The sequence below is a fragment of the Bradyrhizobium sp. HKCCYLS3077 genome, from assembly GCF_051167555.1.
Classification (GTDB): Bacteria; Pseudomonadota; Alphaproteobacteria; order Rhizobiales; family Xanthobacteraceae; genus Bradyrhizobium.
Map to the genome: position 1 here is coordinate 1014800 of NZ_JBNPTH010000002.1, position 23210 is coordinate 1038009.

Below are 23210 nucleotides of genomic sequence, written 5' to 3' on the forward strand. Positions count from 1 at the left end.
CCGGGACGGGCAGCGAGGCTGTACAGTCGGGCCGGCCTGTCGCCAGCGGCAGCCGAAGGCGAGCAAAGAGCCTCGGACCGCCGCGGTCCGAGGCTCGGCGTCAACGTCGTAGCTTCCCGGCGAGGGCAGTTCGGCAATGACAGCTCATCATAGCGCGCGACCTGGTTGCCCGCCTTGCGGCAAATCAAAGGTTGTATCGCCGCTCGCTCAGCGTCGTGTGCTCGTCGCATCGACATGCGCGCGCCGCAGTCGCTGCGGACAAGATGTTCTTGGGACACAGAGCATCACGTCAAAAGCCCCGGACATCGTCCGGGGCTTTCTTTCAGCGCTGATGGTTTCAGGGCCTGCGCCTACGGTGACGGCGCCTGCAAAGGAATGATGTTGCAGGCGGCAGGTCCGCAGCACATCGCCGATGGATGTGCTCCGACCATTATCGAAACGAACAAACAAATTCGGGGCTGGTGAAAATTTGCTCCGACGATCCGACAACCTGAACGCTATAACGCAACCCCAAGTTTATGACAATGGTGGTTGCTTGAATATCTCGGGAGCACCAAGGGATCAGTGAGGTCGATCACCTACATAAGACGAGCGCCGCATGCGGCATCTTCGGGAACGTGCGAGCGGCGCACGTCCTCGCCGTCTTGATGTCGCAGGCCCGCGGAGTTGCAGCGGCGACGACGATGGGAACTCATCGCACATAAGCGCTTCGGCCGCCGTGCACGCCGTCAATTGCATTCTGGACGTGCGTTTGCCTGCGAGATGAGCCGAACAAAAGCAGAAGAGGCGATGGAACTTCGTTCCCCTCAGGAGAACCACGGATGTGCGATCTGCGCACGCGTGTAGGAAGTTGATAGTTTCAGGGAAATGTTCTGACGAGCGTGATGGCGCCGACGATGGCTGCGTTGAAGTCATCGAGCTCCTCGCTCGGAATCCAATACTCGAGATGATCGCGTCCACCGGCCTGCTGTACCGGATAGCGATCGATGAACTCCCGCAGCACGTCGAAGCGTACAACATGGCCGCTGCCGCTGGCGGGCACGTTCCAGTCACGCGCGATCTTCACCGCGTAGTGCTCGGTCAGTACCGGATAGAAGATGGGTTGCTCCGGCAGCCGCGGCGGAAACGCGCGCATGCCCGACGCCTCGATCAAGGCAAGTTCCTTGGGGCCGACAGGGCGCCACAGCGTGATGGTGTCGGGGGAGATGGTCATGCGGCTCGAAGCTGTCCGAGGGGCGAGCAGATGCCCCACGATAGGGCAGAACCTGGCAGGCGGCGCAAGTGTCTGGCGCCATCTCCAAACTCATCATCAAGGCGCGTGTTGTCGCAGTCCAGCTCCCTCGTGCCGGAACACGGTCTGGTTGTGGTCAGGGCCTTCTTGGCGCGTGCTCTGCCGGTTCGCGCGTGGCTAGGCTGGTGCCCGATCGTGAGCTCGCTGCGTGCCGGATGGCTGCTTGGCGGCGCGTTTGCTGCGCATGGCTCGGCTCTTGAGCTGAGCCACTTTTTCCTGCGGCAATGTGGGCTGCCTCTGGCGGAAGCTGTGAACGGCTGCAAACGCGCGAAAGAACATATTGCGAACAAAGAACAGATCGGGTACATTCATCTCAAGATTGCTGGCCGGCCTCGTTAACCGTTTGTCCATCCCGCGAATCCCCGCCATAAGGAGCGCCAATGTCCGCCACCGCCCTGCGTATCGTCGAAGGTTCTTCCATGGATAAGAGTAAGGCGCTCTCTGCTGCGCTGTCCCAGATCGAACGCCAGTTCGGCAAGGGCTCGGTGATGAAGCTGGGCAAGAACGACCGCTCGATGGATGTCGAGACGGTCTCGACCGGCTCCCTCGGGCTCGATATCGCGCTCGGCATCGGCGGCCTGCCGAAGGGACGTATCGTCGAGATCTACGGGCCGGAATCCTCGGGCAAGACGACGCTGGCGCTGCACACGGTGGCGGAGGCGCAGAAGAAGGGCGGCATCTGCGCCTTCATCGACGCTGAGCATGCGCTCGATCCGGTCTATGCGCGCAAGCTGGGCGTGAATATCGACGAGCTGCTGATCTCGCAGCCGGATACGGGCGAGCAGGCCCTGGAGATCTGCGACACCCTGGTGCGGTCGGGGGCGGTCGACGTGCTGGTCGTCGACTCCGTGGCGGCGCTGGTGCCGAAGGCCGAGCTCGAGGGCGAGATGGGCGAGTCGCTACCTGGCCTGCAGGCGCGCCTGATGAGTCAGGCGCTGCGCAAGCTGACGGCCTCGATCAACAAGTCCAACACGATGGTGATCTTCATCAACCAGATCCGCATGAAGATTGGTGTGATGTACGGCTCGCCCGAAACCACGACCGGCGGCAATGCGCTGAAATTCTATGCCTCGGTACGCCTCGACATCCGCCGCATCGGCGCGATCAAGGAGCGCGACGAGGTGATCGGAAACTCTACACGCGTCAAGGTCGTCAAGAATAAGTTGGCGCCGCCGTTCAAGCAGGTCGAGTTCGACATCATGTATGGCGAGGGCGTGTCGAAGATGGGCGAGATCCTCGATCTCGGCGTCAAGGCCGGCATCGTCGAGAAATCCGGCGCCTGGTTCTCCTATGATAGCCAGCGGCTCGGGCAGGGGCGTGAGAACTCGAAGACCTTCCTCAAGGCCAACCCCGATATGACCGCGAAGATCGAGGCTGCGATCCGCCAGAACTCCGGTCTGATCGCCGAGCAGATCCTGGCCGGCAACGCCGAGCGCGATGCCGACGGCGACGGTGAGGAGCCGGCGGAGGAGTAGAGCGAGCATCGCGGGCGCCGCAGACGTCGATTTGACGACGTTCCGGCGCCCGACGCTTCCCAATCTCGCGCTCTGGTGGATTGGCCTGGCTCCGGCGGAGGCAATCGACGTAGCGCGCATGCCTTGATGGATGTCCTTTCCTCCTGGGTTCAAGCAGGTGAAAGCGCGTGTGCCGGCCGCCGGACCGGGGTGGCCGATGGGGCGCGAGGAGCCTGACGTCGACTTTTTGGTTAGACCGATTGCAGGCAGCCAGACTGCGCCGTGCGCCGATCGCGCGATGACGGAGCCAAGCGGATGACGAGCCTCATTCTCACGGCCGATGACCCCGGCGCCGGTGCGCTGCGGAGAGGCGGCTTTGCCGATCTCGTGGTGCCGATTCTCCATCGTTTCGTGTGGGGGCCTTTGCCGTCCGATACGGAGCTGTCGAATTTTCTCGGCGCGCGCCCGCCGCGACAGAAGGCGGCGCATTGGTTGGATTTCGCCTCGCGTCGCGAACTGATGGCCGCCGGCGTGCGCGGCAAGGGTCTGCTCGAGATCGTCGATCGTTGCGATCGTGTCGAGCTCTGGATGGACACCCGACCGAACGACCAGTTGGTCCTGATCTGGTTGTTGGACTATCTCCGCCATCACGCGGAGATCGCGACCAAGATCGTGTTGCGGCATGTCGACACCCCCCTTCATGCGCCCGCCTGGCAAATCGCCGAGCAGACGATGGGCATCGCGGTGTCGCGTGAGCATCTCGAGCTTGGTCATCGCGCATGGCGGGCGTTTCGAGCTCCGACGCCGCAGGCTTGGTTCGACCTGTTGAAGCAGGATCTCAGCGCGCTGCCGCAGCTTCGGCGCTGCGTGCTGGAGTTGCTCGATGAGCTTCCTGGCGACACGAGCGGGCTCGGAGCTTCGGAATTGCGAATCCTCGAATTGCTGTCCGCGGGCTATGAGCACCCGCTCGATGTGCTTCCGCCCTTTTGGGAGCGCTTTCAACGCCGCGTCTTCGATTATTGGGAAGCGGGTGCGTTGCTCGACGGCCTGGCGCTGGCGCCGGTGCCCGTCATATCAGGCCTCGCCGAATGGCCATTCTCGATCGAGATGCACCACGGTCGTGAACGTCTCGACCGCTACAAGGCGAGCACGCTTTCGCTGACGCCGCTCGGCAAGGCCATCCTGGCCGGCGAGGACGATTTTACGGTCCACAATCCAATCCGGCGCTGGTGGGGCGGCACCGAATTGACCAACGCCAATCTCTGGCGCTGGCACGGCGTGCTGATCGCGCCGGACCCTGACACGCCTCACGTCATCGACTGTCGCGAGCCGTGGCAGGTGGTCCATTGGCGCGATTGCGAGGCCGCTTACTCCGCTGCCTCCGCGTAGTCGCCGACGGGCGGGCAGGAGCACACCAGATTCCGGTCGCCATAGACGTTGTCGACGCGGCCGACCGGGCACCAGTATTTGTCGGTGCGCGAGGTGCCTTCCGGGAAGCAGCCTTCGCTGCGGCGATAGGCGCGGTTCCAATCGTCGTCGGCGATGTCGTGCACCGTGTGCGGCGCGTGGCGCAGCGGCGAGGCCTCGATCTTGAAACGGCCCTGTTCGACCGCGGCGATCTCCTTGCGGATCGCGATCATGGCGTCGCAGAACCTGTCCAGCTCGGCCTTGGACTCCGACTCGGTCGGCTCGATCATCAAGGTGCCGGCGACCGGGAAGCTCATCGTCGGCGCGTGGAAGCCGTAGTCGATCAGCCGCTTGGCGATGTCGTCGACGGTGACGCCGCTGGTCTGCTTGAGCGGGCGCGGATCAATGATGCACTCATGCGCGACGCGGCCACGCTCGTTGCGGTAGAGCACCGGGAAGTGCGGATCGAGCCGGGCCGCGACGTAGTTGGCGTTGAGGATCGCGATCTCGGTGGCGCGCGTCAGGCCGTCGCCGCCCATCAGCAGCATGTAGATGTAGGAGATGGTCAGGATCGAGGCCGAGCCGTAGGGCGCCGCCGAGACCGGGCCGACCGGATGCGTGCTTGCGCCATCCGTGGTCGGATGACCCGGCAGGAACGGCGCCAGATGCGCCTTGACGCCGATCGGGCCCATGCCCGGGCCGCCGCCGCCATGCGGGATGCAGAACGTCTTGTGCAAATTGAAATGGCTGACATCGGCGCCGTAGTCGCCAGGGCGGGCGAGGCCGACCTGGGCGTTGAGATTGGCGCCATCGAGATAGACCTGTCCGCCATGCGCATGGACGATGTCGCAGATGTCGCGGATGTGCTCCTCGAACACGCCGTGCGTCGAGGGATAGGTGATCATGATCGCCGCGAGCTTGGCGCTGTGCGCCTCCGCCTTGGCCTTGAGATCGGCGAGGTCGACATTGCCGCCGGTGTCGCAGCCGACCACGACCACTTCCATCCCGACCATGTGCGCCGACGCCGGGTTCGTGCCGTGGGCGGAGGAGGGGATCAGGCAGATCGTGCGATGGCTGTCGCCGCGCGCGGCGTGGTAGCCGCGGATGGCCAGCAGTCCGGCATATTCGCCCTGCGCGCCGGAGTTCGGCTGCAGCGACACCGCGTCATAGCCGGAGATCCGGCACAGCCAGTCCCGGAGGTCGGCGAACATCGCGTGATAGCCGGCCGCCTGGGCGCGCGGCACGAACGGGTGCAGGCTGGCGAATTCCGGCCAGGTGAGCGGGATCATCTCGGTCGTCGCGTTCAGCTTCATCGTGCACGAGCCGAGCGGAATCATCGCGCGGTCGAGCGCGAGGTCGCGGTCGGCTAGCTTGCGCAGATAGCGCAGCATCTCGGTCTCCGAGCGGTGCGCGTGGAACACCGGATGAGTGAGGTAAGGCCGCTGCCGCTTCAACTCGGCCGGGACGGCGTCGCGCGCCCCAGCTTCGACGTCGGCGTAGGACAGCTCGCCACCAAACGCGCGCCAGACGGCTTCGACGACCTCGGCCGTCGTGGTCTCGTCGAGCGCAATGCGCAGCTTGCCGCCGTCGCGGCCGAGATTGATCCGCTCGCCTTCCGCACGCGCGATGATCGAATCTGCCTTTCCACCAGCCTCAACGGTGACGGTATCGAAGAAGGCGTCGCTGCTGGGCGCGAAGCCGAGCTTGCGCAGGCCGGCCGCGAGCACCGTCGTCCGGCGATGCACCATGCGCGCAATCGCCTTCAGCCCTTCGGGGCCGTGATAGACCGCGTACATCGCGGCAATCACTGCCAGCAGCACCTGCGCGGTGCAGATGTTCGAGGTCGCCTTTTCGCGGCGGATGTGCTGCTCGCGGGTCTGCAACGCCAGCCGATAGGCGGGAGCGCCGCGCGAATCGACGGAGAGGCCGACGATGCGGCCGGGCAGCGAGCGCTTCAGCGCGTCGCGCACCGCCATGAAGGCGGCGTGCGGCCCGCCATAGCCCATCGGCACGCCGAAACGCTGCGCCGAGCCGATCGCGATGTCGGCGCCGAGCTCGCCCGGCGAGGCGACGAGGGTCACCGCCAGCAGGTCGGCGGCGAGGATCGCCAGCGCCCCCTTGTCGTGCAGCTTGGTGATGACGCCGCGCGGATCGCGCAAGGCGCCGGTCGTGTCGGGATATTGCAGCAGCCCGCCGAACACCTCGGCGCTGTCGAGATCCGTCGCGGGATCGCCGACGATGAGTTGCCAGCCGAGCGGCTCGGCGCGGGTGCGCAGCACGGCGAGCGTCTGCGGGTGCACGTTCTGATCGACGAAGAACGCCTTGGTCTTCACGCGCGACGAACGCTCGGCCAGCGCCATCGCCTCGGCCGCAGCAGTGCCCTCGTCGAGCAGCGAGGCGTTGGCGACATCGAGCCCGGTGAGGTCGCAGATCATGGTCTGGAAGTTGAACAGCGCCTCCAGCCGGCCCTGGCTGATCTCCGGCTGATAGGGCGTGTAGGCCGTGTACCAGGCCGGGTTCTCCAGGATGTTGCGCTGGATCACCGCCGGCATGATCGTGCCGGAATAGCCCTGGCCGATCAGCGAGGTGAAGACCTGGTTCTGCGCGGCGAGCGCGCGCATGTGGCCGATCGCCTCGACCTCGCTCAAGGCGGGCTCCAGCGTGAGCGGTGCGGCCTGTCGGATGGTGCCAGGCAGGGTCTGCGCCATCAGCTCGGCAACGCTCTTCGCGTCCACGGTCTCCAGCATCGCCGCGACATCGCGCGGGGAGGGACCGATATGGCGACGGGCGAAGTCGGTGGCGGCATCATCGAGCGGCTTGAGCGGCGTGGTCATGAGCAATCCTCTATGCCTCGTCATGCCCCGCGAAGGCGGAGCATCCAGTAATCGCTGCTGTCGAGATCAGGCGGAGGGGGCGCGGCGTACTGGATCGCCCGGTCGAGCCGGGCGATGACAGCGGTGGGTGTCGCCGCACCGCGGCTCTCACGCCGTGTGCGCCTTGTAGGCGGCCTCATCCATCAGGCCGCCGAGTTCGGCCTTGTCGGCGATCTTGAGCTTGAAGAACCAGGCCTTGCCGTCAGCATCGGTGTTGACCAGCGCCGGCTCGTCGACGATCGCCTGGTTGACCTCGACCACCTCGCCGGTGATCGGCGCGTAGACGTCGGAGGCGGCCTTGACCGATTCGACCACGGCGGCGGCTTCGGTCTTCTTCAGCGCGCGGCCGACCTGCGGCAGCTCGACGAACACGACGTCGCCGAGCTGGGCCTGCGCATAGTCGGTGATGCCGATGGTGGCGACATCGCCGTCGATGCTGAGCCATTCGTGGTCGGAGGTGTAGAGCGTGGTCATGGACGTCCTTCAGCGCTTGTAGGTGTTGGGGACAAAAGGCGTGGCGGCGACGCGCAGCGGCAGCCGCTGGCCGCGCACATCGGCAAATAGTTGGGTGTCCAGCGCGGCGAGGGCGGTCGGCACATAGCCCATCGCGACCGGCGCATTCAGCGTCGGCCCGAAGCCGCCCGAGGTGACCTTGCCGACCGGTTCAGTCGAGTCGGCGGTCGCGAACAGCGTCGCGCCCTCGCGCACCGGCGCGCGGCCCTCGGGCCGCAGGCCGACCCGGCGACGCGCCGCGCCGCTGTCGAACTGCGCCAGGATCTTGTCGGCGCCCGGGAAGCCACCGGCGCGCGCGCCGCCTGATCGCCGGACCTTCTGTACCGACCACTCCAGCGCTGCCTCGACCGGCGTCGTCGACGTATCGATGTCATGGCCATAAAGGCAGAGTCCGGCCTCGAGCCGCAAGCTGTCGCGGGCGCCGAGGCCGATCGGCAGCACGTCCTTGTCGGACAACAGCGCCTCGGCGAGCTGCTCGGCCTTGTCGGCCGGCACCGAAATCTCGTAGCCGTCCTCGCCGGTATAGCCCGAGCGCGAGACGAAGCAGGCGAGCCCGTCGACCATGCGCGGCCCCGAATCCATGAACCGCATGGCGTCCGCGTCTGCACAGAATTTCGCCAGCACGCCTGCCGCCTTCGGCCCCTGCAGCGCCAGCAGCGCGCGGTCGGTCAGCGGCTGCACGTCGCAGACGTCAGACAGGCCGTCGCGCAGCAGCTGGATGTCGGCCTCCTTGCAGGCGGCGTTGACGACCAGCACCAGGTGCTCGCCGAAATTCGCCACCATCAGATCGTCGAGGATGCCGCCCTCGGCATTGGTGAACTGGGCATAACGCTGGCGGCCCGCGGGGATGCCGACGATATCCTGCGGCACCAGCCGCTCGAGCGCGGCCGCGGCGTCGGCCACCTTGCCGGATTTTGGCACCAGCGCGACCTGGCCCATGTGCGACACGTCGAACAGCCCGGCGTGGCTGCGGGTATGGAGGTGCTCCTTGAGCACGCCGGGCGCGTATTGCACGGGCATCTCATAGCCCGCGAACGGCACCATCTTGCCGCCGAGGCTCACATGCAGCGCATAGAGCGGGGTTCGCTTGAGAGAGGAAGAAGAAGTTGCAGCAGCCGGTTCAGCCATCAGGGGTCCTCGCGCGGTTCCTCGGGACCAGTCCCGAAAAACGCCATCGAAGCCCCATCTGTCGCTGTGCCTGAGAGTATTATCCCGTCGGCGGACGCCCCCCGGGATCAGGCCCGGCCAGCGTCTCTTTCCAGATGCAGTTGAAGTCGCGAGGGTCCTTTTGCCTGAGAGTTTCCGGGGCGGTTGCTCCTTCGGCGCCGATCCCTTGAAGTTCAACCAGAACCTCAGAAGACCAGTCTCTCCCGACGCGACTGTCGTCAGTGGTTCGGACAAAACACCAGCTCAACCGAGCTGTCAACGCGTCACCATGGCTTTCAACCAGCTTTAGGAGCCGCGCAGCAACCCCATGATCTTTCTGCACAGTTTCTGGACACGTGAGGGACGCTTGTCTAAAAGCAATGCCGCCGAATTCCCGGACTTCTTCGATTGGATTGCTATGAGCGGCGTCAACGAGATCAGGTCGACTTTCCTCAATTTCTTCGCTGCGAACGGCCACGAGATCGTGCCGTCCTCGCCGCTCGTGCCGCGCAACGACCCGACTTTGATGTTCACGAACGCCGGCATGGTGCAGTTCAAGAACGTCTTCACCGGCGTCGAGAAGCGGCCCTACAACCGCGCCACCACGTCGCAGAAATGCGTGCGCGCCGGCGGCAAGCACAACGACCTGGACAATGTCGGCTACACCGCCCGGCACCACACCTTCTTCGAGATGCTCGGCAACTTCTCCTTCGGCGATTACTTCAAGGAGAACGCGATCGAGCTCGCCTGGAAGCTCGTCACCAAGGAGTTCGGCCTCCCGAAGGACAAGCTGACCGCGACCGTCTATATCGACGACGACGAGGCGTTCGGGCTGTGGAAGAAGATCGCGGGGCTCCCTGAGTCGCGCATCATCCGAATCGCCGGCTCGGACAATTTCTGGCAGATGGGCGATACCGGCCCGTGCGGCCCGTGCTCGGAGATCTTCTACGACCATGGCGACAAGATCTGGGGCGGCCCGCCCGGCTCGCCGGAGGCGGATGGCGATCGCTTCATCGAGATATGGAACCTCGTGTTCATGCAGTACGAGCAGCTCGAGGGCGGGGTCCGCAATCCCCTGCCGAAGCCCTCGATCGACACCGGCGCGGGGCTGGAGCGCGTCGCGGCGGTGCTGCAGGGCAAGCACGACAATTACGACATCGACCTGTTCGTCGCGCTGATCCGGGCCATCGCCGATCTCACCAATGCCGACCCGCAGGGCCCGCAGAAGGCATCCTTGCGCGTCATCGCCGACCACCTCCGTGCCTCGTCGTTCCTGATCTCGGACGGCGTGCTGCCGTCCAACGAAGGCCGCGGCTACGTGCTGCGCCGGATCATGCGCCGCGCGATGCGCCACGCCCAACTGCTCGGCGCGCGCGAGCCGCTGATGCACAAGCTGGTCGGCGCGCTGACGCGTGAGATGGGCCAGGCCTATCCGGAGCTGATCCGCGCCGAGGGGCTGATCAAGGAGACCCTGCGCCTGGAGGAGACCCGCTTCCGCAAGACCCTGGAGCGCGGCTTGGCCATCCTCGACGAGAAGTCGGCCTCGCTCAGCAAGGGCGACATGTTCGACGGCGACGTCGCCTTCACGCTGTACGACACCTACGGCTTCCCGCTCGACCTCACCCAGGATGCGCTGAAGTCGCGCGGCATCAGCGTCGACCAGGCCTCCTTCACCGACGCGATGGAGCGACAAAAAGCGAAGGCGCGCGCGGCCTGGGCCGGCTCCGGAGAGGCGGCCACCGAGACCGTCTGGTTCCCGCTGCGCGAGAAGCTCGGCGCCACCGAGTTCCTCGGCTATGAGACCGAGACGGCCGAGGGCGCGGTCACCGCGCTGGTCAAGGACGGCGCCGAGGTCGACAGCCTGAATGCCGGCGAGAGCGGCGCGATCGTGCTGAACCAGACGCCGTTCTACGGCGAGTCTGGCGGCCAGGTCGGCGACACCGGCGTGCTGACCGGCGAGGGCGTCCGCGTCCGCATCACCGACACCCAGAAGAAGGCCGGCGATCTGTTCGCGCATATCGGCACCGTGGAGCAGGGCACGCTCAAGCTCGGCACCGCGCTGCAGCTCGACGTCGATCATTCGCGCCGCTCGGCGATCCGCGCCAACCATTCGGCGACCCACATCCTGCACGAGGCGCTGCGCCAGGTGCTCGGCGACCACATCGCCCAGCGCGGTTCGCTGGTCTCGCCCGACCGCCTGCGCTTCGACTTCGTCCATCCGAAGCCGATCACGGCCGACGAGCTCGCGCGCGTCGAGGACATCGCCAACGACGTCGTGCTGGAGAATGCCGAGGTCACGACCCGGCTGATGGGGCTCGACGACGCCCGCGAGGCCGGCGCCCGCGCGCTGTTCGGCGAGAAATATGGCGATGAGGTCCGCGTCGTCTCGATGGGCAATGCCGCGCGCGAGCTGGGTTCGAACGCGATGGGCTGGTCGGTCGAGCTGTGCGGCGGCACGCATGTGAAGCGCACCGGCGACATCGGCCTGATCGCGGTGACCTCCGAGAGCGCGGTGGCCTCCGGCGTCCGCCGCATCGAGGCGCTGACCGCGCGCGGCGCCCGCGCCCATGCCAACCACAATCTCTCGCTCGCCAAGGCCGCCGCGGCCGAGCTGCGCACCACCGTCGACGAGGTGCCGGCGCGCATCACGGCGCTGATGGAGGAGCGCAAGAAGCTCGAGCGCGAGCTGTCGGATGCGCGCAAGAAGCTCGCGATGGGCGGCGGTGCGGCGGCGGGCGGAGCCGCCTCCGGCATCCGCGAGGTCTCAGGCATCAAGCTGATGGCCCGCGCGGTCGATGGCGTCGAGGTAAAGGACCTCAAGTCGCTCGTCGACGAGGCCAAGAAGCAGCTCGGTTCCGGTGTGGTCGCCATCGTCGGCCGCAGCGAGGACGGCAAGGCCGGCGTCGTCGTCGGCGTGACCGCCGATCTCACGGCGCGCTTCAACGCGGTCGAGCTGGTGCGCGCGGCGTCCGAGGCGCTGGGCGGCAAGGGCGGCGGCGGCCGTCCCGACATGGCCCAGGCCGGCGGTCCCGATGGATCCAAGGCGGAGGCTGCGCTGGCCGCGATCGAGAGCGCGATCAGCAAGGCCGGCTGATCGTGCCGCCGCTCGGGCCGGGCGAGAGCGTTCGCAACCCCGATCTCCGGGACCGGCTCTACGAGCTGCTCGAGCACGACCATCTGCCGAGCACGCACGGCTCGCGCTTCGTCCAGCTGATCGTGCTCGTCATCACCCTCGACGTGCTGGCCGTGGTGCTGGGGTCCGATCCGGATATTGCGGCCAGCTTCGGCTGGCTGCTGCGATCGATCAAGATCGTCGCGCTGACCGTGTTCGCGGCCGAATATGCCGCGCGGCTCTGGAGCGTCGCCGGCCACATGCCGCGGCGCCAGTCACCACGCCAGGATCGCCTCGCTTACGCCTTCTCCGCGCTCGGGATCATCGATCTCCTGTCCTTCGTGCCGGCAGGGATCGCGCTCGTGCTCGGCGACCGCGGCCTTGAAGCGGTGAGCATCGTGCTGCCGTTCCTCAAGCTGGTGCGCTATTCGCCGGCGCTGCGCTCGCTGCTGTCGGCGGTCCAGGCCGAGCGGCGCACGTTGGTCGGCTGCCTCGTGATCCTGGCCGGCGCGGTGCTTCTGTTCGCCTCGCTGCTCTACGCCGTCGAGCGCGATGTGCAGCCGGACAAGTTCGGCACCATCCCGCATGCGATGTGGTGGGCGATCGTCACGCTCGGCACCGTCGGCTATGGCGACGTCGTGCCGGTGACGCCGCTCGGCCGCATCATCACCGTGGTCGCGATCATCTGGGGCTTTGCGATGATCGCGCTGCCGGTCGCGATCATTTCCACGGCGTTTGCGGAAGAGATCAAGCGGCGCGACTTCGTCGTCACCTGGGGCATGCTCGCCAAGGTGCCGCTGTTCTCGCATCTCAACGCCTCGGAGATCGCCGACATCATGCGCCTGCTGCGCGCGCGCACGATCGAATCCGGCGAGGTGCTGGTGCGGCGTGGCGATGTCGCCTCCTCGATGTATTTCATCACCGCCGGCGAGGTCGAGATCGAGCTGCCGACGCAATGCGTCAAGCTGACCGACGGCACCTTCTTCGGCGAGATCGCGCTGCTGCATCGGACCAAGCGCTCCGGCACCGTGACGGCGACGCGCAAGACCCGGCTGCTGGTGCTGGACGCGCAGGATTTCCACGCGCTGATTGCCCGCATGCCGGCGCTCGCCGCGCACGTCACCACCATCGCCAAGGCGCGTCTCGCCGATTCCGGCGATCTCGCCATCGCCGAGCTGTCGCAGGCCGAGCACGACGACCAGCCGGGCGGGTAGGGGCGGGCGCGTTCCGCTGCCACCCTCCCCTAGAGGGGCAGGGCTATCGCATATGGCGATCGCAGTTTTGTGCTCGTCTCTCACCACGTCGTCATGGCCGGGCTTGTCCCGGCCATCCACGTAGTCCGGCGTGCTGAGAAAGACGTGGATGCCCGGGACAAGCCCGGGCATGACGGAGTAACTAACTTACGGGTTCGTTTGCTGCGACGGCCTAGAATATCCATATGCGATGGCCTGCCCTCCAGGGGAGGGAGGGTGAGAGCGAGATCGCCTCACGTCCAATGGAGCTCGCAAGCGTCGCTGAGTTGCGTCATACGCGAACTCATGAGTTCATTCAACGAGTCAAACAGCTAGGCATGCGCTCGCGGTCCCGCGGCGTGTAGCGCCCGGGGAATGCGGAAGGCGTCGGCCCTCGAATAGCGATGAGGGCGCAGGGAATGCCGGGTGATGGCCTCACCCATGGCCCGCCTGCGAACAAAAATGCAGGCGGCAGGTACCACAGGTGCAGCCGGATCGACCCGACATTCCCTGCGCGGCGGTTTTAACGCTTATACGCGATCTCCTCGGTGCACCGGGCTTGTTGGCCACCGTGTCGCGACAACACGCTTTCGCGCATTGCGCGAGGGACACCAGCATCGGGGTGTCAGGACCACGCGACTTCACGTCCGCGAGCGCATCATTCGTCCGCACCATCCGGCGCGCTGATGCCCTCACGTCCACCGCATTGCCGATCCAACGTGTCGTGACGACGCGTACGCCCCTCATCCGGACCGGAACGCGGACAGAATACGCGTGATTTGCTGATTTTCGGAAGTGATTTATTTTGGCGGGGGCCTCTTGAAACGGACGATCTCATTGAGATCGATGATGAAATCGGATGTTTCGCGCAGCCGATTTCGACACGGCGCAGCAGTGATTCAGACCCGTCGGAGGGCGCAACGGTGCTCGTCGGGCAAATCAGGACAGCCAGAGTAGGGCGCCTTGCTCCGCGCTGCGACTGGCGCGACTGCGGCAGGGCCGACCTCGCAAAGTCCGCCGATGGATGCTAATCTCTCGTCACAAATGCTACCGTGTTCCCTCTCGCTGGAACGACCGATGTCCGAAACAAAGATCCGCGCATTTCCTTCGGAGATGCCGCCGCGCCCGGCGGAGTTGGCAGAGTGGAATGCCCTGACACGCGAAGAGCAAATCGAGCGCTTCGCGGAGTTCTTCGCTCATCCCGATTGCGAGACGTTTACCGACGAGACGGCCGAGGACATCATCGCCGCTGCCCGGCAGCGCGCTGCTGTGCGCCGTGGGTAGCTACCGCCTCACGATACGCACGCGAGATCAACTCGCGCAGATTTACGACTACACAGAGGCGGAGTTCGCGGCCTATCAGGCGGAAGCGGATGCGTCCGGACTGATCCGAACCTTCGAATTGCTCGCGGATTTTCCCGCCATCGGCCAGTCGGCCGAGGATTTCCGGCGTGGTTTGCGGCGGTTTCGTTTCCAAGCGCACTTCATCTACTACACCGTGTCTAACGACGTGGTCGAGATTCGAGGCGTGCTGCATCACGCGCGCCAGATCAGATCCAGTCTGTTCGAGTAATGCGGTTGGGAGCAGCGGGCTCCTGCTCGTGATGGGCCGTCCGCGTTGACGCCGCAGTGGCCACACGTTCGAGATATGGCGCCACTATTTACGGCTAATCTGCTGCCAGAGATTAACGCGTAGCGCGTGAGGCGGATGAGCGCGGTCCGTAGGGCGGATTAGCGGAGCGTAATCCGCCGTCGAGGCGGCGGGTTACGCCTGCGGCTAACCCGCCCTACGAGACCACGCTCCCTCGCCTCCTTGTGCCTAAGAATTCCGCAATGCGGTATGTGACGCTGATGTCACAGTTACATTTATACCGACTCCCAAATATAATATGACTATTCAAAGGCATCTCTGCGCTTGCTAGGGTCTTCGTCCAATCTCAGGTTGACGAATTCGCTCAAGAAATGAGCGGCGGCCGGGGGTGAGCCGAGGGGAAGCGCGTGCCGGGACGAGGCTCCGGGCCGGACGCGTCAGACAACAGCCGGAGCCTGGGGACGCTGCGAGGAGCAGGAAAATGAGTGGGTTTGTGACGACCGCACGCGTGTGCGGCGTAGGGATTGCTTTGTCTTGTTTGCTGGGAGGCGGAGCCGTTGCCGCCGATCTGCCGGTGAAGGCGCAGCCGATTCCTTATGCCGGTGTCGATGATTTCTGGACGCGACCCTATCTGTTCGGCGATCTCGGCCGGACGAAACTGAAGGAACAGGGCATCTCGCTTGCGCTGACGCTCGGCGACGAGGCCGTCACCAACCTGTCGGGCGGCTCGCGCAACACCTCGGCCAATGCCGGGCAATTGTGGTTCGAGGCCAAGTTCGACATGGCCAAGCTCGCCGGCATCCAGGGTGGCCTGATCGGCATCACGCTGGTCGACCGCTTCGGCAAGAATCTCAACAGCGAGGCCGGCATTCCGGCGCTGCAGCTCACCAACGAAGTGTTCGGCCGCGGCAATATCCTGCGCCTGACCGAGTTCTACTATCAGCAGAAACTGCTCGATGACCGCCTCGTGCTGAAGGGCGGCCGGCTGCCGGTCGGCTCGGACTTCTTCTTCGGTCAATGCGAGTTCATCAACCTGACGTTCTGCGGCGGCCAGCCCGGCAACATCCAGGGCGGCTACATCTACAACTGGCCGGTGAGCCAGTGGGCCGGCGTGGTGCACTACAACTTCACCAAGGAGTGGAAGCTGTCGGTCGGCATCTACGACGCCAATCCGAACTACCTGACGACGTCGGATGCCGGCGTCTATCTCGCGCCGGGTATTCCGCGCTCCAATCCGGCCTCGGGCGTCCTGGTGCCGGTCGAGGTGGTGTATGAGCCGAGCGGTCCGCTCAACGGCACCTGGCGGTTCGGCGGCTGGTATGACAACGCGTCGACCATCGACGGCGGTCTGCCCGGTGTCACCGGCGTCTACCTTGGCGGTCCTGGCGTGGGCGCTCAGAACCTCAGCGATTCGCGCGGCCGCTACGGCATCTACGAGTCGATCCTGCAGCGCCTGACCGTCGAGGGTCCGAAGGCGCAGGGCTGGTACACCTTCCTCAACACCAGCGTCGCCGATCACCGCACCGCCTATCAGGACTACCAGATCTCCTGGGGCATCAAGCACACCGGAACCTTCTCGTTCCGTCCCGAGGACGAGGTCGGCTTCGCGGTCGGAACCACCCACGTCAATTCGGCGGCGCTGACGCCGAATGCCGGCGGCAACGAGATTCCGCTGGAGGCCTGGTACGGCTGGCAGGCCACCGGCTGGATGAACCTGAAGTTCGACGCCCAGTACGTGATCAATCCGGGCGGCCGCGGCTTCAACGCTGCCGGCGTGAAGACCGGGAATGCGGTGGTCCTCGGCCTGCGCACGGTGGTGCACTTCTGAGTGGCGTGTCACGGAAGGGGCGGATGTCCAGCATCCGCCCCTTCCGGCCGGTTTGCTCCTGCCCATCCGGGTGGGGGCGCGATGCGTTGGTATCGGTTGACTCTTTTGCGCTGCGACACGACATCTCCCGGGCACTGCCGCGCCTGCCCAGGAGACCGCCATGACCGCAACCGACGTTCCTCTTGCCCCTGGCCAGCGCCTGGGCGACGAGGTCGTGGACTGGCTCACCAGCGGCACCCACGACGAACGCTTCATCGACAATATCTTCGCGCAGATGTGCATCCGCCTGCAGCGTGCGGGCGTGCCCGTCAAGCGGGCGTCGTTGCACGTGCGCATCAATCACCCGCAATGGCTCGGCGCGCGCATCGTGTGGAGCGACGGGATGGAGAGCTCCGAGATCGACCGCGTCGACTACGACGTCGGGTCGCGCTCCGAGTTCATCGGCAGCCCGGTGAGCGAGGTCTACCAAGGTGCCGACGAGATCCGCGAGGATCTGGCGCGCGATGCTGCGCTCGGCCGGCAGCATGGCGTCTATGACGACATGCGGGCGCTGGGCCTGACCGACTACGTCGCCTGGCCGATCCTGCACACGCTCGGCAAGCGCCACTGCGTCACCTTTTCGACTGACCAGCGCGGCGGCTTCAATGATGCCGAGATCGCTGCGCTGAAGCGGCTCCTGCCGGTGCTGGCGCTGGTCAGCGAGATCCGTATCAAAAACAGGCTGGCGCGCACCTTGCTCGAAACCTATGTGGGAACGCATGCCGGCGAGATGGTGCTGGCCGGCGCGACGCGGCGCGGCAGCGGCGAGACTGTGAGTGCGGCGATCATGATCTGCGATCTGCGCGACTTCACCAAGATCTCCGACAACTGGCCGCGCGACGACGTGATCGATCTGCTCAACGGCTATTTCGACGCGATGGTCGAGCCGATCACCGACCACGGCGGCGAGATCTTGAAGTTCATCGGCGACGGCCTGCTGGCGATCTTTCCGCTGAGCCAACCCGGCGCCTGCGAGAACCTGCTGCACGCCGTCACCGGCGCCAAGCAGGCGATGGCTGATCTGAACGCGCGCAACGCCGAGAGCGGCCGCGCGCCGCTTCGCTTCGGCATCGGCATCCATGTCGGCGACGTCATGTACGGCAATATCGGCTCGCGCACGCGGCTGGACTTCACAGTGATCGGGCCGGCGGTGAACATGGCCTCGCGCATGGAGGCGCTGACCAAGCAGGTCGGACGTCCCGTCCTGATGTCGCGCGCGTTTGCCGAGCTGGTCGAAGGCCCGTTCGCGCTGGAGCGCGTCGGCGAATTCCCGGTGCGCGGCTTCAGCGACCCGATCGAGCTGTTTTCGTTCGAGGGGTAGAGACGTGTCGTGTATCCCGGATGAGCGCAGCGACATCCGGGTTCACCACGACCGTCTGCGATGACCCCGGATGTCGCTGCGCTCATCCGGGCTCCGTGCTCGTGCTTGGCGCCTGAGCTAGCCAAACTCGCGATGGAGCCGCAGGAACGCCTCGGTCGGACGGTCATAGCTCACCAGCTTGACGTCGAGGTCGAAACCGGAGGCCAGCAGCAGCGCCCGGCGCAGCGCATCTTCGATCCAGGCGTCGTCGTTTCCGAACGCTCCGCCGCCCACGCTGGTGAGCAGCACGATGTTCCACCCGCGGGCCGCGTTGAGCACCGCGGCCCAGATCGTCGCCTCGTAGCTCGCCTCCAGGACAAGGCGCGCGAAGGATTCCCAATAGCGAGGCGCGGCTGAGCAATAGGCCACGGGAAGCGCGGAGCAGAACGCTTGCGACACCGTCGACATCGGCTCTATTGCGTCCGTCAGTTCGACATCGCTGTGAATGCCGATCCGAAGGTGTCCACGCAGCGCGTCGATCTCCTCAGGGCTGCTCGCCGCGAGCAGCGCGGTGATGGTATCGAGCCCGCTGCGGGTGCACAGCGCGTAGCCGTTGGTCATCGCCCAGAGCTCGCCGGTGTCGCGGGGCAGGCGGCTTCTCAGCGCCGCACCGAGATCTGCGAGCGCGTCGAGCTGCCGGTCGCGGGTCTGGCCTGATTGCTTCCCGACGGGAGCGAAGTAGTTCCGGTAGATGGTCGCTGCGCCGGCGGCGACCGCGCAGGCCGGCCCTTGTGTCGGATCGGACTGATAGATCGTCACGCCGTCTTCGGGTGTGGCGTGCGGTCCGACCATCTCCAGCAGGTTGAACTGCGACGCGACCTGGAACAGGGCGCCTGCGAACTCCGGAAGCAGATGCAGGGTGCGGACGTCACCGCTGACCAGGCCGACGCGAAGCTTCCCCGACCTGCACGGCGATTGCTGGGCTTGTCGCCGAAGCTCCGACAGGGTCGGAAGCTCGAGCCGTCCGGTCGCGTAGCTCCGGCCGTTGACGAGAGATGTGAGGCGTCCATTCTCGACCTTCAGTCGGGCCCGCGTGGAGGCATAGTCGACTTCCGTAAATCCCGTGAGCCTTTCGAACCAGTTCACGATTGCTCCTGCCATGTTCACGCCGGATCGAGATACGGCGCGACCAGCTCGCGCGTCTCGGCGCTGGTGACTTAACTGCGGTGCCGACCCCCTAAACGAGCGATGAGTCGGGCGCAAGGCCAGTCAGAGCATCGACCAGGGCGGCCATTCCAGCACCTCCGGCGCGATGACAAGCAGGGTTGGCGCGACGAGTCCTCCTGCGACGCGGATTGCGGTCGTTGACCGTAGTGAGATCCCGCGTGCCTGGGCGAGCAGGGTCAGGACTCGAATCAAGACACCCGTGACGAAGCCGATCTTCGTCACAACCAGCAATGGGCCGCCGAGAAGGAACCCGGCGCACAGGGCGGAACAACCATCGAATATCCGCGAAAACAATAAGTCGCGAAGACTGTGAACCCTCGTCACCAGCAGCGCAACAAGGATCGCGATCAGCAATGCGCGCCACGATGGCATCAGTGCGGCGATGGCGTAGCCGATGAGGCATGCGGCAAGCAATTCGGTCGCATAATCCAGCATCGATCGCGTCCAGCTCACGGCTGATCGAGATATGGCGCCACCACCTCGCGCGTCTCGGCGCTGCTGACCACTGGCACGATCTCGAAGGTCATGCCGGTGTCGCGGGCGTTATCCAAGATCCATTGCTGCAACAGCCGAGCGTCGTCGCATTCCATCAGCTGGAAGCAGCGGTCGAAATTCGGCTCGATCCAGCTGCCGAGATATTTGAGGCCGTCGGGAAACTTGATCCCGGGGTCGCGCACGCGGCGATAGACCGGGATCGGATCGCGATCCTTGAAACGTTCGATCACCATGAACAGCATGCGCGCCTCCGTGGCAGGTTCTGGCGCGCATTGTGAGCGGGTTTCGCTTCAGGTTCCAGATCGTTCCGATTGTCTCGCGATCCGGCGCGGAGTCGCGCTCACCGTCCTCCCGCCATCATCCGGCTGAGGCAATTGTTAAACGCCATGGTGTCGCCGCCGGCGCCGTTGCGGCCATATTCCCAATGGCCGGTGGCGGGGTTGCAGCGGCCGCCGATCTGGATGGCGCAGCGCTGGCTGATGCTGGTGCAGCGGCCGCCGCCGCTGACGCGCTTCGGCTCCGGCTCGGAGCGCATCGCTACCGCCGGCTCCTTCTTGCGGGTGGGCTCCTCGCGCTTCGCAGGCTCGGTCTGCTTCCTGGCGACCGGCTCGTCCTTGCGCCGGACGCAATCGCCGTCATCGTCGCGGATCTGGCCCGCGGGGCAGGCGATCGCGACGCAGCTCTCGCCTTCGGCGCGCTGCCCCGTGGGACAGAGCAGCGGACAGACGCGGCCGGACCTCGCCTTGACCGCGTCGAGCGCATCGATGCTGGCGATCTTGATGTCGAACGTGGTGCCGGCCTGCTTGTTGAAGCGCTCCAGCGCGCGGCGCGCATTGCCGTCCCAATTGCCGCCGCCGTCGGCGCTGCTGCAGCCGACGCGGCGCAGCTCGGTCGCGAGCAGACGTGGAAGGTCGGGAGGCGGTGTCGCGGCCGGCTTGTCCGCCGGCGTGGGCAGCGCTGCGACGACGACCGGATCGGGCGATGCGGCCGGCCTCTCGGCCTCGGCTCGCTGGGGCGGCTCGGGCGGGCTGCGTGTGACTTCGGGCGCCGCGGGGGGCGCCGCACCGGATGCGCCTGACGCGAGCTTGGCGCGCTGCGCCTTGGCGAGCGCCGCGTAGAAGCCGGAGGGATATTTTTCGATGAATGCATCGAACGCCGCGGCGCTGCCGATGCGCTCGGCGAGTTCGTAGTCGCGCCGCATCGCCGCGTCGGGATCGGCGGCTGCGCTCGGCGCGGATGCCGCGGGCACCAGCGCGACATCATTGCCGCCGAGCGAGCCGTAGACATAGGGCTCCTGGCGATAGCCGGTCGCCTTCAGCACGTCGTCGCGGACGAAGCCGAAGGCGCGGCGCAGATCGAGGCCGGGCTTCGGCAGATGCGCGACCAGCGCCTGTGCGAACGGGCTGTTGCTGGCGTCGCCATCGACGGCGGTCGAGCCCGCCTTGGCCGAGAATGCGATCATCGTGTTCGGGCTCGCCGGCTCGACCTTGGCGAGGCCGCGGCCAATGCTGCGCGAGGCGACGCTGCGCTTCATCGTCTTCGCAAACGGATTGTCGCGGCAGGCGTCGAGCACCACGAGCCGAAGCTGCTTGGCGGGCTCGATCGCGAACAGCACGCGCTCGAGCGCGATCGCCTCGTCGAGCACGTCGCTGTCGGCTTCCAGCGAGGCGTCGGTCGGGATCAGATAGTTGACGCCGTCGAGCTCGATGCCGTGGCCCGCATAGTAGATCACCGCGACCTCGGCCTCGCGCGCCCGCGCGCCGAACTCGCGCAAGGCGCGGCGCATCTCCTGAACGCCGAGATCGAGTCTGGTATCGACCCGTTCGAAATCTGCAGCGCGGAACATGTCGCTGACGAGCTTGGCGTCATTCGCCGGATTGGAGAGCCGCGCCACCGTCTTGTAGGCGGAGTTTCCGATCACCAGCGCGATGCGCTTGTCGGCCCAGGCGGCCGAGCTGGAACTGATGAGGACGAGCGCAAGTAATAGGTAACGAAATGCCGCCATCCCAGCTCCCCGCAGTCGATGGAGCGCCAGACTATCCGGCCATGTCGCCAAAGCAAGCCGATGCGTCCCGAGCGAGCGATCGGGCCGCTTTGTTCAGCTACTGACCAGACGGCGTGCGCAGGCCGTGCCAGGCGTCGCGGACCTGGTGATAGTGAACCTCGGGCAAATAGTCCGGCGTGTTGAGATTGAGGTTCTTGACGTCGAGCCGGCCGACGGCGCTGAGCAGCGTGTAGGAGGCGATGACGCGGTCGCGCTGGGCGCCGATCAGCCGCGCCTTGGCCTGGATCAGGTCGGACTGTGAGTTGAGGACGTCCACCGTGGTGCGCTGGCCGCCCTGCGCTTCGCGCGACACGCCCTGCAGCGCGACGGTGGCGGCCTTCACCTCGGCCTCGGAGGCGCTGACGGCGACCTTGGCGCCCTCATTGGCGACCCAGGCGCTGACCACGGCGGTGCGCGTCTGGTTGCGGATCTGGTCGAGCACGAGCCGGCTCTGCGCCGCAAGCTCCTTGCTCTGGCGCGTCTGTGAGGCCGCCGTGCCGCCGTCATAGATCGGCGCGGTGACGGCGCCGACGATCGAGGCCTGGTCGGTGCCGAAGGTGCCGAGCGTCTGGTCCGAATCGCGGCCGCGGCTGACGCTGCCCTGCAGGGTGACGCTGGGCAGCAGCGTGCCTTCGGCGATGCGGATCGAGGTCGATGCGGCGTCGACGTCGAAGCTCGCCGCGGCGACCGCCGGGTTCTCCTTGTTGCCGAGCGCAATGGCGTCCTCGCGCGATCGTGGCAGCAGGCGGTCGACCGGATCGGCGGCGCGCAGCTGGCTCGGGGCCATGCCGATCACCTGCGCATAGGTGGCCTGGCTGATGGCGAGATTGACCTCGGCGGCGTTGAGGTCGGACAGGCCGCGCGACAGCCGCGCCTCGGCCTGCGCGGCGTCGGTCGGTGTGACGTCGCCGGCATTCAGCCGGCGCTGCGTCACCGCCAGCGTTTCGCGCAGGAAGGCGACGTTGGAGCGCTGCGCCTCGACCAGCGACTGGTTGGCGAGCACGTTGGTGTAGGCGGTGACGGCGTCGAGCAGCACGCCCTGGCCGACATTGCGCAGCGCCTCGCGGCCGGACTGCACCTGCAGCTCGGCCAAGCGCACGCTGTTGGCGGTGCGGAAGCCGTTGAACAGCGTCTGCGTGACCGTCACGCCGATGGTCCACGGCTTCAAGGTCGCGGTCTGAACGGTGTTGCCGGGCAGGAGATTACGCACCGCCTGCAGGCCGCTGCTGAGGCTTGCGACCAGCTGCGGACGATAGCCGGCCAGTGCCTGCGGCACGTTCTCATCGGTGGCGCGCTGGCGCGCGCGCTCGGCGTTCAGCGCCGGATTGGTCTGATAGGCCTTCACCAGCGCGGCGGCGAGGTCCTCGGCGCGTGCTGGCGAGCTGATGGCGGCAAGGCAGGCTGCGAGGACCAGGCCGAGGCCGCTCCTTCGCGCACGTACCCTGCCGACGCCAAAATTCTTGGCCCGACCCACCATCCGACTCCGCCGCGTCCCACGATCTTAACCGATCGTTTACCTGTTTACGGCGCGGCGCTGCCACACACAAACCGGGGATGTGGAATCCGCCGGGCTTTTCCATGGTTTGTTGTGGCGCTCTCGCCACAGGACGGCAGTCGCGCCGCCATGGGATGGCCCCATTTCGACGCGCTCGGTAAGC

At 66.1% G+C, this 23210-nt stretch carries 18 protein-coding genes and 1 riboswitch; of the genes, 9 read left to right on the forward strand and 9 right to left on the reverse strand.

From position 1 onward, the window contains the following. Nucleotides 1-859: 859 nt before the first annotated feature. Nucleotides 860-1213 (reverse strand): ADP-ribosylation/crystallin J1, encoded by a 354-nt coding sequence (locus ACQR0Z_RS10835; RefSeq protein ID WP_434918567.1) that lies wholly within the window; start codon nt 1211-1213, stop codon nt 860-862. 213 nt (nt 1214-1426) lie between these two features. Between ACQR0Z_RS10835 and ACQR0Z_RS10840 the strand changes: the two genes are divergently transcribed. The 3 genes from ACQR0Z_RS10840 (at nt 1427) to ACQR0Z_RS10850 (ending at nt 4134) form a co-directional block, all read left to right on the forward strand. Further along, nucleotides 1427-1630 (forward strand): hypothetical protein, encoded by a 204-nt coding sequence (locus ACQR0Z_RS10840; protein WP_434918568.1) that lies wholly within the window; start codon nt 1427-1429, stop codon nt 1628-1630. 41 nt (nt 1631-1671) lie between these two features. After that, nucleotides 1672-2766, forward strand: a complete 1095-nt coding sequence (recA, locus tag ACQR0Z_RS10845; protein WP_315720995.1) for a recombinase RecA — start codon at nt 1672-1674, stop codon at nt 2764-2766. A 294-nt stretch (nt 2767-3060) separates the two neighbouring features. Next, nucleotides 3061-4134, forward strand: coding sequence for a DUF1835 domain-containing protein (locus ACQR0Z_RS10850; RefSeq protein ID WP_434918569.1), 1074 nt, complete (start codon nt 3061-3063; stop codon nt 4132-4134). Here ACQR0Z_RS10850 and gcvP read toward each other — a convergent pair. The 3 genes from gcvP to gcvT all read right to left on the reverse strand — a co-directional run bounded on the left by gcvP (nt 4113) and on the right by gcvT (nt 8666). Further along, nucleotides 4113-6986: an aminomethyl-transferring glycine dehydrogenase gene (gcvP, locus tag ACQR0Z_RS10855; protein ID WP_434918570.1), complete on the reverse strand. Its 2874-nt coding sequence runs from the start codon at nt 6984-6986 to the stop codon at nt 4113-4115. The two genes, ACQR0Z_RS10850 and gcvP, sit on opposite strands and share 22 nt — an antisense overlap. Nucleotides 6987-7133: 147 nt before the next feature. After that, nucleotides 7134-7499, reverse strand: coding sequence for a glycine cleavage system protein GcvH (gene gcvH, locus ACQR0Z_RS10860; protein WP_006610141.1), 366 nt, complete (start codon nt 7497-7499; stop codon nt 7134-7136). Nucleotides 7500-7508: 9 nt separating this feature from the next. Further along, nucleotides 7509-8666, reverse strand: coding sequence for a glycine cleavage system aminomethyltransferase GcvT (gene gcvT / locus ACQR0Z_RS10865; RefSeq protein WP_434918571.1), 1158 nt, complete (start codon nt 8664-8666; stop codon nt 7509-7511). Nucleotides 8667-8808: 142 nt separating this feature from the next. Further along, nucleotides 8809-8921, reverse strand: a riboswitch (glycine riboswitch). 181 nt (nt 8922-9102) lie between these two features. On the opposite strand from gcvT, the gene alaS reads away from it, so the two are divergent. The 6 genes from alaS to ACQR0Z_RS10895 all read left to right on the forward strand — a co-directional run bounded on the left by alaS (nt 9103) and on the right by ACQR0Z_RS10895 (nt 17807). Further along, complete coding sequence (alaS, locus tag ACQR0Z_RS10870) at nt 9103-11778, forward strand: alanine--tRNA ligase (protein WP_434918732.1); 2676 nt, start codon at nt 9103-9105, stop codon at nt 11776-11778. 2 nt (nt 11779-11780) lie between these two features. After that, nucleotides 11781-13010, forward strand: a complete 1230-nt coding sequence (locus ACQR0Z_RS10875) for a cyclic nucleotide-gated ion channel (RefSeq protein WP_434918572.1) — start codon at nt 11781-11783, stop codon at nt 13008-13010. Nucleotides 13011-14105: 1095 nt separating this feature from the next. Beyond that, nucleotides 14106-14312 carry a hypothetical protein gene (locus ACQR0Z_RS10880; protein ID WP_434918573.1) on the forward strand — a complete coding sequence of 69 codons (207 nt, stop codon included), beginning with the start codon at nt 14106-14108 and terminating at the stop codon, nt 14310-14312. Beyond that, nucleotides 14305-14601, forward strand: coding sequence for a type II toxin-antitoxin system RelE/ParE family toxin (locus ACQR0Z_RS10885; protein WP_434918574.1), 297 nt, complete (start codon nt 14305-14307; stop codon nt 14599-14601). Before ACQR0Z_RS10880 ends, ACQR0Z_RS10885 begins: the two co-directional genes overlap by 8 nt. Before the next feature lie 499 nt (nt 14602-15100). Further along, nucleotides 15101-16447, forward strand: coding sequence for a carbohydrate porin (locus ACQR0Z_RS10890; RefSeq protein ID WP_434918575.1), 1347 nt, complete (start codon nt 15101-15103; stop codon nt 16445-16447). A gap of 160 nt (nt 16448-16607) precedes the next feature. Further along, the gene (locus ACQR0Z_RS10895) at nt 16608-17807 is read left to right on the forward strand and encodes an adenylate/guanylate cyclase domain-containing protein (protein ID WP_434860987.1); all 1200 of its coding nucleotides are present in this window, start codon (nt 16608-16610) and stop codon (nt 17805-17807) included. A gap of 117 nt (nt 17808-17924) precedes the next feature. Here the strand turns inward: ACQR0Z_RS10895 and ACQR0Z_RS10900 are convergent, their stop codons facing one another. From ACQR0Z_RS10900 to ACQR0Z_RS10920, 5 genes are all read right to left on the reverse strand, one after another. After that, on the reverse strand, nt 17925-18932 hold the full coding sequence (locus ACQR0Z_RS10900) for a hypothetical protein (RefSeq protein ID WP_434878386.1): 1008 nt from the start codon (nt 18930-18932) through the stop codon (nt 17925-17927). A gap of 123 nt (nt 18933-19055) precedes the next feature. Continuing rightward, complete coding sequence (locus tag ACQR0Z_RS10905) at nt 19056-19448, reverse strand: hypothetical protein (RefSeq protein WP_434918576.1); 393 nt, start codon at nt 19446-19448, stop codon at nt 19056-19058. Nucleotides 19449-19462: 14 nt separating this feature from the next. Then, complete coding sequence (locus ACQR0Z_RS10910; protein WP_434918577.1) at nt 19463-19750, reverse strand: DUF3303 domain-containing protein; 288 nt, start codon at nt 19748-19750, stop codon at nt 19463-19465. A gap of 98 nt (nt 19751-19848) precedes the next feature. Continuing rightward, the gene (locus ACQR0Z_RS10915; RefSeq protein WP_434918578.1) at nt 19849-21513 is read right to left on the reverse strand and encodes a caspase family protein; all 1665 of its coding nucleotides are present in this window, start codon (nt 21511-21513) and stop codon (nt 19849-19851) included. A 97-nt stretch (nt 21514-21610) separates the two neighbouring features. Next, a complete protein-coding gene (locus tag ACQR0Z_RS10920; RefSeq protein WP_434878383.1) occupies nt 21611-23029 on the reverse strand; it encodes a TolC family outer membrane protein in 1419 nt (472 codons plus the stop codon). Between the last annotated feature and the right edge of the window lie 181 nt (nt 23030-23210).

Bases quoted from the DNA above. Each gene is read 5' to 3' on its own strand.
- gcvT (WP_434918571.1), bottom strand. From the start codon at position 8,666: ATGGCTGAACCGGCTGCTGCAACTTCTTCTTCCTCTCTCAAGCGAACC.
- ACQR0Z_RS10920 (WP_434878383.1), bottom strand. From the start codon at position 23,029: ATGGTGGGTCGGGCCAAGAATTTTGGCGTCGGCAGGGTACGTGCGCGA.
- recA (WP_315720995.1), top strand. From the start codon at position 1,672: ATGTCCGCCACCGCCCTGCGTATCGTCGAAGGTTCTTCCATGGATAAG.
- ACQR0Z_RS10905 (WP_434918576.1), bottom strand. From the start codon at position 19,448: ATGCTGGATTATGCGACCGAATTGCTTGCCGCATGCCTCATCGGCTAC.
- ACQR0Z_RS10835 (WP_434918567.1), bottom strand. From the start codon at position 1,213: ATGACCATCTCCCCCGACACCATCACGCTGTGGCGCCCTGTCGGCCCC.
- ACQR0Z_RS10890 (WP_434918575.1), top strand. From the start codon at position 15,101: ATGAGTGGGTTTGTGACGACCGCACGCGTGTGCGGCGTAGGGATTGCT.
- alaS (WP_434918732.1), top strand. From the start codon at position 9,103: ATGAGCGGCGTCAACGAGATCAGGTCGACTTTCCTCAATTTCTTCGCT.
- ACQR0Z_RS10880 (WP_434918573.1), top strand. From the start codon at position 14,106: ATGTCCGAAACAAAGATCCGCGCATTTCCTTCGGAGATGCCGCCGCGC.
- ACQR0Z_RS10895 (WP_434860987.1), top strand. From the start codon at position 16,608: ATGACCGCAACCGACGTTCCTCTTGCCCCTGGCCAGCGCCTGGGCGAC.
- gcvH (WP_006610141.1), bottom strand. From the start codon at position 7,499: ATGACCACGCTCTACACCTCCGACCACGAATGGCTCAGCATCGACGGC.
- ACQR0Z_RS10850 (WP_434918569.1), top strand. From the start codon at position 3,061: ATGACGAGCCTCATTCTCACGGCCGATGACCCCGGCGCCGGTGCGCTG.
- ACQR0Z_RS10910 (WP_434918577.1), bottom strand. From the start codon at position 19,750: ATGCTGTTCATGGTGATCGAACGTTTCAAGGATCGCGATCCGATCCCG.
- gcvP (WP_434918570.1), bottom strand. From the start codon at position 6,986: ATGACCACGCCGCTCAAGCCGCTCGATGATGCCGCCACCGACTTCGCC.
- ACQR0Z_RS10915 (WP_434918578.1), bottom strand. From the start codon at position 21,513: ATGGCGGCATTTCGTTACCTATTACTTGCGCTCGTCCTCATCAGTTCC.